Annotated in this window: 11 protein-coding genes and 1 pseudogene; 2 read left to right on the forward strand and 10 right to left on the reverse strand. The window is 54.8% G+C overall.

All coding sequences use genetic code 11. The annotated features are described in order from the left end of the window. Positions 1-144 precede the first annotated feature (144 nt). On the forward strand, positions 145-717 hold the full coding sequence (locus NV64_RS17630; protein WP_101506443.1) for a colicin-like pore-forming protein: 573 nt from the start codon (positions 145-147) through the stop codon (positions 715-717). Between the two features lie 12 nt (positions 718-729). Here the strand turns inward: NV64_RS17630 and cui are convergent, their stop codons facing one another. Beyond that, complete coding sequence (gene cui, locus NV64_RS17635; protein WP_158239904.1) at positions 730-1,266, reverse strand: colicin immunity protein Cui; 537 nt, start codon at positions 1,264-1,266, stop codon at positions 730-732. Between the two features lie 488 nt (positions 1,267-1,754). Between cui and NV64_RS17640 the strand changes: the two genes are divergently transcribed. Next, a complete protein-coding gene (locus NV64_RS17640; RefSeq protein WP_056238831.1) occupies positions 1,755-2,021 on the forward strand; it encodes a YfhL family 4Fe-4S dicluster ferredoxin in 267 nt (88 codons plus the stop codon). A gap of 134 nt (positions 2,022-2,155) precedes the next feature. Here NV64_RS17640 and acpS read toward each other — a convergent pair whose 3' ends face one another. The 9 genes and pseudogenes from acpS to NV64_RS24170 form a co-directional block, all read right to left on the reverse strand. Beyond that, positions 2,156-2,536 carry a holo-ACP synthase gene (gene acpS / locus NV64_RS17645; RefSeq protein WP_056238828.1) on the reverse strand — a complete coding sequence of 127 codons (381 nt, stop codon included), beginning with the start codon at positions 2,534-2,536 and terminating at the stop codon, positions 2,156-2,158. After that, positions 2,536-3,267, reverse strand: coding sequence for a pyridoxine 5'-phosphate synthase (gene pdxJ / locus NV64_RS17650; protein ID WP_056238827.1), 732 nt, complete (start codon positions 3,265-3,267; stop codon positions 2,536-2,538). The genes acpS and pdxJ overlap by 1 nt, the downstream gene beginning before the upstream one ends. An 82-nt stretch (positions 3,268-3,349) precedes the next feature. Then, positions 3,350-4,087, reverse strand: coding sequence for a DNA repair protein RecO (recO, locus tag NV64_RS17655; protein WP_056238824.1), 738 nt, complete (start codon positions 4,085-4,087; stop codon positions 3,350-3,352). Between the two features lie 5 nt (positions 4,088-4,092). After that, positions 4,093-4,998, reverse strand: a complete 906-nt coding sequence (gene era, locus NV64_RS17660) for a GTPase Era (protein WP_056238822.1) — start codon at positions 4,996-4,998, stop codon at positions 4,093-4,095. Further along, the gene (gene rnc, locus NV64_RS17665; RefSeq protein WP_056238818.1) at positions 4,995-5,675 is read right to left on the reverse strand and encodes a ribonuclease III; all 681 of its coding nucleotides are present in this window, start codon (positions 5,673-5,675) and stop codon (positions 4,995-4,997) included. Before rnc ends, era begins: the two co-directional genes overlap by 4 nt. 147 nt (positions 5,676-5,822) lie before the next feature. Then, positions 5,823-6,779: a signal peptidase I gene (lepB, locus tag NV64_RS17670; protein ID WP_056238814.1), complete on the reverse strand. Its 957-nt coding sequence runs from the start codon at positions 6,777-6,779 to the stop codon at positions 5,823-5,825. A gap of 29 nt (positions 6,780-6,808) precedes the next feature. Further along, positions 6,809-8,608 (reverse strand): translation elongation factor 4, encoded by a 1,800-nt coding sequence (gene lepA / locus NV64_RS17675; RefSeq protein WP_056238811.1) that lies wholly within the window; start codon positions 8,606-8,608, stop codon positions 6,809-6,811. A gap of 326 nt (positions 8,609-8,934) precedes the next feature. Then, on the reverse strand, positions 8,935-9,399 hold the full coding sequence (gene rseC, locus NV64_RS17680) for a SoxR-reducing system protein RseC (protein WP_056238808.1): 465 nt from the start codon (positions 9,397-9,399) through the stop codon (positions 8,935-8,937). Then, positions 9,396-9,742 (reverse strand): annotated as a pseudogene (locus NV64_RS24170) (MucB/RseB C-terminal domain-containing protein); the annotation flags it as partial. The gene rseC and the pseudogene NV64_RS24170, both read right to left, overlap by 4 nt.

A 9,742-nucleotide genomic window follows, 5' to 3' on the forward strand; every position in this document is an offset into this window, starting at 1 on the left:
GAACGATGCATGGCCCGTAGGCCCTTAGCCCAGTATCTGCAGGACTCTCCCGACTCATGAAAACTGTGATGATACACTTTGTAAAAAACAGGTGAACTTATTAAATAGAAAAAATGCCGCCCTGCCAGGGGCTCATAAAGTAAGTTGATTATTAAAAGTAAGAGCACGGGTAAAGATATCAGCAAAACCATTGTGAAAAAATACAATGAAATTGTAAAAGAAATAGCAGAAGACATTCGTAACTTTCAAGGAAAAACCATAAGGAGTTATGATGATGCCATGAAATCCCTGCAGAAAATCATTGAAAACCCGTCAATGAAAATAAAATCATCTGACAAGGATGCGATTGTTAATGCTTTAAAAGGTTTCGATGCTAAAGATATGGCAGATAAGGTAGGTAAGCTTGGCAGATCATTTAATGTTGCCGGACTCATTTTAAAAGTAGATACAGTACGCCAGAAGTTTATCGAGGGTATTAAAACAGGTAACTGGGGGCCATTAGTACTGGAAGTAGAATCCTGGGTACTTAGCGGTATTGCGAGTACTATAGCATTAGGTGTTTTTTCTGCAGCTTTGGCTCCCTGGTTACTTGCGGCAGGGATGACAACTACAGCTTTAACTGTAGCAGGCATAATAGTTGTGGCTTTTCTGGCATCACTTATCGATGCTAAAGTAGCAGAGAAAATAAACAATGAATTGTTAAAACCTGCTTTTTGAAACCAAGAGGGCTCATCGCCCTCTCTTACTCATTTTGTACGTCATGAAAGGGATAAGAAACAGAGAATAAGTTAGAAATGATATAATAAAATGAACCACTGAAAAAAACAACAACAAAAAAAAGTCATTCACTGTGAATATTCTAATAAATCTTCCTGATGTCGAAATTTCATGATTGCAAAACAATGTTATATAAATATAGATAAAATAAAAAAAAGGATATAGGAAATTAGATAAAAAAATCGTTTTTCTTTCGACTTTAAATACCGGTGATATTTTGTTAAATGAAATTAAAAACCATGCAATACCAAAAAATGGCGCAGTTTTGCTAAATGCACTCATTAAAATACTAAAAGGAATATTTTTAAGAGATATTATCGATGGTACGCCACCCATCATATTAAACACAATCTTAATAATTGAAGATTCTGAAAAAAAGTAGTAATAAAAATAAATTATAACTGAAAAAGCAAAAGAAAGAAAAACAAAAATCAAAAACATCATGTTGATTTCTCTAAATCCTTTTTTATCAACATTAACTACTTTCATAAAAAACGACCTCATGTATTATTAATAACAATCTAAATTATGCCACTTCGCACAGAAAGGATCTATTCAATTTAAAAAAATGGACAAACCAACCATTGGTGGAAAATTACATGCACCATTTCATCTCAAAAATCATATGGGGTAGTTCACTAAATTTGTGCCACATGACAGGAGGTAATATGAACACGAGATCGGTAAGAGATCTGTGGTACCCAATGAATCAGAAAAACTCCTTTTGGAAAAATGCTAAAACTGTCACCAGTTTTAGCTGACCACGAAAATAATCCGGCACAAACGGAACTGATAAGTACTTCACACATGCGGCAGATCAAAGGAGCATTTTCTTACTGTGTTACTGTTTTGTGTTGCTGCAAAGGTTTTTTCAAACGAACGATACTGTACATAATCACACCTTAGTATTCAGCGTGCGTTTTAGGGACAGATAGTAACTTATTTATTTTAATGTATTTTTTGGATAACTCATCACTATGTCTTTACTGATCACCCACCGCTGCATCAACTGCGATATGTGCGAACCCGAATGCCCGAACGCGGCAATTAGCTTTGGCGCGGAGTTCTACGAAATTGACGGCGATCGCTGTACCGAGTGCGTCGGCCACTACGAGGTGCCGACCTGCCAGCAGGTCTGCCCGATCGATAACACCATTATCAGCGATCCGCAGCGCGTGGAGGATAATGCACAGCTGTGGGAGAAATTCGTGATGCTGCATCATTCAACGGAGCTGGCCCGCTAAAGCAGTCAGCTTCGTCACAACAAAACGGCTGAACCTGCCGGCCAGCAGGCCAGCAGGTCAGCGAGTCAGCGAGTCAGCGAGTCAGCGAGTCAGCCAGCCTGCAAGATAAGCAGGCACGTTAACGTACGGCGTCCTTAACTTTCAATAATCACCGTGGCACAGGCGTAGTGCCGCTCGTCGGCGAGCGTAACGTGGACGTGCGCCACGCCGAGCTTCTGCGCCAGCTCCTGCGCATGCAGGAAAAAGCGCAGCCCGGGTTTACCCAGTTCATCGTTATAGACTTCGAACTGGTTAAACGCCAGGCCACCGCGAATGCCGGTGCCGAAGGCTTTTGCCGCCGCCTCTTTGACCGCAAAGCGCTTAGCGAGAAAGCGCACCGGCTGCTGATGGGCCTGATACTGCGCCCACTCATTGGCGCTGAGCACCCGCTTTGCCAGCCGGTCGCCGGAGCGGGAGATCACCCCTTCAATGCGGGCGATCTCCACGATATCGGTGCCGAGGCCGAGGATCGCCATTAGCGACGCGCTTCGCGCAGCAGCTGTTTCATCTCCTGCACCGCCGCGGCCAGCCCGCTGAACACCGCGCGACCGATAATCGCGTGGCCGATATTCAGCTCAAAGATCTCCGGCAGCAGCGCGATGGCCTGCACGTTGTGGTAGGTCAGGCCGTGGCCGGCGTTAACCTTCAGCCCTTTGCCGGCCGCGTAGGTGGCCGCTTCGGCGATACGCGCCAGCTCCGCGTCACGCTGCGGTCCTTCCGGCGCTTCGGCGTAGGCACCGGTATGAATTTCAATATAAGGCGCACCGGCCGCCACCGCCGCGTCAATCTGCAGGCGATCGGCATCAATAAACAGCGACACCAGGATACCGGCGGCGCTGAGACGCGCGACCGCCGCCGTCACTTTTTCCTGCTGACCGGCGACGTCGAGGCCGCCTTCGGTGGTTACCTCTTCGCGTTTCTCCGGCACCAGGCAGCAGAACTGCGGCTGTACCTCAAGGGCGATCGCCACCATCTCATCGGTGACCGCCATTTCAAGGTTCATCCGCGTCTGAATAGTCTCACGCAGGATGCGCACGTCGCGATCGGTAATATGGCGGCGATCTTCGCGCAGGTGCACGGTAATCCCGTCCGCGCCCGCCTGCTCGGAGACAAATGCCGCCTGCACCGGGTCAGGATAATTTGTGCCGCGCGCGTTACGCACCGTGGCAACGTGATCGATATTAACGCCTAACAACAGTTCAGCCATGACGGTCCTCGGATGATCTTAGTGACTTCGGATTCTTGCAGCAGTGTACAACGTTCAGCGCGGTCAGGGGTATGACCTGCGCCTATTCGTCGCCGGATGGTGCAGCGGCCGCGCGTTTTTTCGGCACAAACTGGCGGAACAGTTCGGTACTTTTCAGCGGCCGCCCGCCCAGGTAAGGTTTCAGCGCCATGCGGGTGAAGCGTTTGGCGGCGCGCAGGGTATCGGCGTCAGGAAATTCGCGCTGCCACAGCGCGCGCAGCTGCCGGCCGGTAAAGCTGCGGTGGCCGGTTACCAGGCTGGCGATGAAGCCCTTCTCTTCGCGGTAGCTGTAGGTCATACCGTCGGCCACTTCCTCGCCGCTACCGGCGCAGTGCAGAAAGTCGACGCCGTAGCCAAGGTGGCCAAGCATCGCCAGTTCAAAACGGCGTAAAGCGGGTTCGGGCGAATCGGCCGTGGCGGCCAGCGCCTGGATGCAGTGCAGGTAGTCGAAGAACAGTTCGCTGAAGGCGGTTTCGTGCTCCAGCACGCGGGAGAGCAGCTCGTTAACGTAGAGGCCGCAGTAGAGCGTGGTGCCGCTGAGCGGCAGCGCCAGCGATACCGGTTCGGCACCGCGCAGCGTTTTGACTTCACCGCGGCCGCCCCAGCGGACCAGCAGCGGCGTAAACGGCTGTAACGCCCCTTTCAGGCTGGAGCGTTTGGATCGGGCGCCTTTCGCCAGCACCCGTACCCGGCCATGCTGCTCAGAGAACAGATCGAGCAGCAGGCTGGTTTCGCTCCATGGCCGCGAGTGCAGGACAAAGGCGCGTTGCCAGCCGTCCATCAGGCTCAGAGGTCGTCGGTGTAGCCCAGGCTGCGTAAGGCGCGTTCATCATCCGCCCAGCCCGACTTCACTTTCACCCACAGCTCAAGGTGCACTTTCGCCTCGAACATCTCTTCCATATCGCGACGGGCTTCAATCCCGATGGTTTTGATTTTGGCCCCTTTGTTGCCAATCACCATCTTCTTCTGACCTTCGCGCTCCACGAGGATCAGGCCGTTGATATCGTAGCCGCCGCGCTCGTTGCTGACGAACTGCTCGATCTCAACCGTCACCGAATACGGCAGCTCGGCACCGAGGAAGCGCATCAGTTTCTCGCGGATGATCTCCGAGGCCATAAAGCGCTGCGAACGGTCGGTCACGTACTCTTCCGGGAAGTGGTGCTCCGCGGCCGGCAGCAGCTTGCGCACAATGCTGGCGATGGTATCGACGTTGTTGCCCTTCTCGGCAGAGATCGGCACCACGTCCATAAAGTTCATCTGCTCGCTGAGGAACTGCAGGTGCGGCAGCAGAATGCTTTTATCAGTGATGTTGTCGACCTTGTTGATCGCCAGCAGCACCGGCACTTTGCCATCTTTCAGCTTGTTCAGCACCATCTCGTCGTCCGGAGTCCAGCGGGTGCCTTCAACCACGAAGATCACCAGCTCGACGTCGCCGATCGAGCTGCTGGCGGCGCGGTTCATCAGGCGGTTGATCGCCCTTTTTTCTTCCATATGCAGGCCGGGGGTATCGACGTAGATCGCCTGATACGCCCCTTCCGTATGGATGCCCATAATGCGGTGACGCGTGGTCTGCGGCTTGCGCGAGGTAATAGAAATCTTCTGACCCAGTAACTGGTTCAGTAAGGTCGATTTACCGACGTTCGGGCGGCCGACGATAGCAATAAAGCCGCAATGGGTAGTTTGTTCGTTCATTCAATTCCCAGCTTAATCAGCGCCTGTTCGGCCGCTGCCTGCTCAGCTTTGCGACGGCTGGATCCGGTGCCCACCACCGGATCTGCCATACCGCTCACCTGGCAGTGAATAGTAAATTCCTGATCGTGCGCTTCGCCACGCACCTGCACCACCAGATAGGAGGGCAGCGGCAGATGGCGACCCTGCAGAAACTCCTGCAGACGCGTTTTTGGATCCTTTTGCTTATCTCCCGGGCTGATCTGCTCCAGACGGCTGGCGTACCAGCTGAGGATCAGTTGCTCGATGGTCTGGATGTCACTGTCGAGGAAGACGCCACCGATCAGCGCCTCCACGGTGTCAGCCAGAATCGATTCACGACGGTAGCCGCCGCTTTTCAGCTCGCCCGGTCCCAGGCGCAGACACTCGCCAAGGTCAAATTCCCGTGCCATCTCAGCCAGCGTGTTACCACGCACCAGCGTGGCACGCATGCGGCTCATATCGCCTTCATCCACGCGGGGAAAACGGTGATAGAGCGCGTTAGCAATGACGTAACTCAAAATCGAATCGCCGAGGAATTCCAGTCTTTCGTTATGCTTACTGCTGGCGCTGCGGTGGGTGAGCGCCTGCTGTAACAGGTCCTGATGAGTAAAAGTGTAGCCCAGCTTACGCTGGAGCTTGTTAATTACGATGGGGTTCATGCGTTACCAATTTCTGAATGCGTCAATTATGCTGCACACGGAACAGGGCTGAGCGTCGGGACCAACACAATCTGTTTCGTGTGCAGTGGCTCCCCGTTCGGGAAGCCAACCGTTAAATATCGTTTGCAGCCCGCAGGCGGCAGGCGGTTAGTGAATACCACCAATCCGGCTGAGACGGACGCCGGTCGGCCATTCACCTTCCTGTTTTTCGAAACTCATCCAGATCGCGGTAGCCTTACCGACCAGATTACGCTCCGGCACAAAGCCCCAGTAACGGCTGTCCGCGCTGTTATCGCGGTTGTCACCCATCATGAAGTACATGCCTTCGGGCACCACCCAGCTCGACTGCGGCTGTCCCGGCTGCTGGTAATAAGCACCCGGCTGGCTTGGCGCCTGGGTGACCAGCAGAATACGGTGCGTCACGTCGCCCAGGGTTTCATTGCGGGTGGCTAAACGCAGGCCGCCCTGCAGGGTTTCACCCTGTGGCTTCTGGAAGAACCCGTTGCCGGATTCATTGCCGCCGTAACCGTTGAAGGTCTGGATAAAGTCGCTCGGCTCAACGTCTGAGTAAGTGACCGCAAGTGCGCTGGTGCAGCTGGCGCTTGTGGTACAACCCGGAGCGATTGACACCGTTTTGCTCAGCGGATCGTAAGTCACCCGGTCGCCCGGCAGGCCGATCACCCGCTTAATGTAGTCCACGCTTGGGTCTTTCGGGTATTTAAATACCGCGATATCGCCGCGCTTAGGATGCCCGGTTGGGATCAGCGTGGTCTGGGTAATTGGATCTTTAATGCCGTAAGCGTACTTCTCCACCAGGATAAAGTCGCCGATCAGCAGCGTCGGCATCATCGAACCGGACGGGATCTGGAAAGGCTCATAAGCAAAAGAGCGCACGATAAACACAAAGAACAGCACCGGGAAAACCGACGCGGCGGTTTCCACCCAGCCCGGCTGTTTATCAGCCTTGCTCTGCTCTTCGCCGGCAGTCTGCGCCGCCGCGCGTTTCGCGCGACGAGCCGGTGCCCATTTGAACTTATCCACGCACCAGATAATACCGGTGATCAACGTCGCTATCGCCAGAATCAGGGCGAACATATTAGCCATTCCAGTTCCCTCACGGCCCCAAACGGGCCTTATTTACTCTCTTTACCCACGTGCAGAATGGCAAGGAACGCTTCCTGCGGCAGCTCAACGTTACCCACCTGCTTCATGCGCTTCTTACCGTCTTTCTGCTTCTGCAGCAGCTTTTTCTTACGGCTGACGTCGCCGCCGTAGCACTTGGCCAGCACGTTTTTACGCAGCTGTTTTACGGTAGAACGGGCAATGATGTGTGCGCCGATCGCTGCCTGAATTGCAATATCAAACTGCTGGCGTGGGATCAGCTCTTTCATCTTCTCTACCAGTTCACGGCCACGGTACTGCGAGTTGTCACGGTGGGTGATCAGCGCCAGCGCATCCACGCGCTCGCTGTTGATCAGCACGTCGACGCGCACCATATCAGAGGCCTGGAAGCGTTTGAAATTGTAGTCCAGCGACGCGTAACCGCGTGAGGTGGACTTCAGACGGTCAAAGAAGTCGAGCACCACTTCGGCCATCGGGATTTCATAGGTCAGCGCCACCTGGTTACCGTGGTAAACCATGTTGGTCTGCACGCCGCGTTTTTCGATACACAGGGTGATCACGTTGCCGAGGAACTCCTGCGGCAGCAGCATATGACACTCGGCGATCGGCTCGCGCAGCTCAAGGATGCTGTTCAGCGCCGGCAGTTTGCCCGGGCTGTCAACGTAGACCACGGCACCGTCGGTGGTTTCAACTTCGTAGACCACGGTCGGTGCGGTGGTGATCAGCTCCAGGTCGTACTCGCGCTCCAGACGCTCCTGGATGATCTCCATGTGCAGCAGGCCGAGGAAGCCACAGCGGAAGCCGAAGCCCAGCGCGGTGGAGCTTTCCGGCTCGTAGAACAGTGAGGCGTCGTTGAGGCTCAGCTTGCCGAGCGCGTCGCGGAAGGCTTCGTAATCGTCAGAGCTGATCGGGAACAGGCCGGCGTAAACCTGCGGCTTCACTTTTTTGAAGCCTGGCAGCGCTTTTTCCGCCGGGTTACGTGCCAGGGTCAGCGTATCACCGACCGGCGCGCCGAGGATGTCTTTGATCGCACAGACCAGCCAGCCCACTTCGCCGCAGTTCAGCACGTCGGTATCAACGCGCTTCGGCGTGAAGATGCCCAGACGGTCAGCGTTATAGGTCTGACCGGTACTCATTACCTTAATTTTTTCGCCCTTGCGCAGGGTACCGTTCTTTATACGCACCAGCGACACTACGCCCAGGTAGTTATCGAACCAGGAGTCGATAATCAGCGCCTGCAGCGGGCCTTCAGGATCGCCTTCCGGCGGCGGGATGTCGCGCACCAGGCGCTCCAGCACGTCAGGCACGCCAACGCCGGTTTTCGCCGAGCAACGCACCGCGTCGGTAGCATCAATGCCGACAATATCTTCAATTTCCTGCGCCGCACGATCGGGATCGGCCGCCGGCAGGTCAATTTTGTTCAGAACCGGCACCACTTCCAGATCCATTTCCATCGCGGTGTAGCAGTTTGCCAGGGTCTGCGCTTCCACGCCCTGCCCGGCATCCACCACCAGCAGCGCGCCTTCGCAGGCCGCCAGCGAACGGGACACTTCATAGGAGAAGTCCACGTGGCCTGGGGTGTCGATAAAATTGAGCTGGTAAGTTTCACCGTTCTGCGCGTGATAATCGAGGGTCACGCTTTGCGCTTTGATGGTGATGCCGCGCTCGCGTTCTAAATCCATTGAATCCAGAACCTGTGCAGCCATTTCACGTTCGCTCAGGCCACCGCAAATCTGAATCAGACGGTCGGAGAGCGTGGATTTACCGTGGTCGATGTGCGCGATGATTGAAAAGTTTCTTATGTGCTTCATTTATATGGATTTTTTCGCATCAGGAAATGTTGAAATTCGCATGGTGGGTAGCGCTATGGGCTCATACCGCGATCGATTACGATGACCCCACCAATAATATGTGTCGCATCTTACACTGTTAGCCACCCAGGCGAAAGAATACAAGGTAACTTCTCCACGACATATCAACGGGGTGGAAACAGTACGGCAAACGAGAGTATCGCGATGCGTCGCTGTGGGATCGGTTCAGGAAGCCGTGATGCAGCGGTGTAAATGACTGGAGCGAAATGTCTGACCTGGGTGCGGTGTCTGCGGCAGCGATGAGCAACCGGAGACACCGCGCGAACTCAGGCATCGGTGATGACGCTAATCGCATCCGGCGGCAGCGCGACGCTGAGGATCACCGGCTGGTAAGCGGCGGCCCGGCCAAGCAGGCCGGAGATACCTCTGGCGACGATAAAGCCGCCCGTGCCACCCAGCAGCGCGCCGCTGGCCGCCGCCAGATCGCTGTGAAACAGCAGCTGGAACAGGCCGGCGACGATAAACAGCCCCAGCAGAGGCGTCATATAGACCAGCAGCGCGGAGCTGAGCAGGCTGGCTTCGGCAATGCCCAGTTCGATTCGCTGGCCAGGGATCAGCGGCTCGGCGCTGGCCACGGTCATCACGTGGGCGTTTTTCGGCCCCAGCTTGTTGAGCATATGGCTACCGCAACCTTTACGGGCAGAGCAGCTGCTGCAGGAGGTTTTTATTTCGGAGTGCAACGTGGCGACGCCGTTTTGCCACGAAACCACCGTGGCCCATTCTCTCATCATGGTGCGGTACCTAAAGTAATGCTGTCAGCGATGCGTTTGGCCGTGGCCGGCGGCAGTTCGCCGACCACGGTGATCTCCGCATTATTACGCACAACCGTCTGCACCGTACGACGCCCGGTGCGCAATTGCTGCGGTGCGCTGTTTTTATCGGCCATGGTGACGTTCACCGAGAAGCTGAACAGGCCGTCAGAGTAGAGACGCGACTCCACCGGACGGTTCAGCGACGGCAGCTGGCGGCGGTTCTGCGCCACCTGTTTCATGCCGGCGGGCAGCCAGCCGGTCTGCCAGTTGAACTTCACCTGGCTGCCGGCCGGTACCGCCAGCACCGGCGGCATCTGCGCGG

Source organism: Erwinia sp. B116 (assembly GCF_002865965.1).
Classification (GTDB): domain Bacteria; phylum Pseudomonadota; class Gammaproteobacteria; order Enterobacterales; family Enterobacteriaceae; genus Erwinia.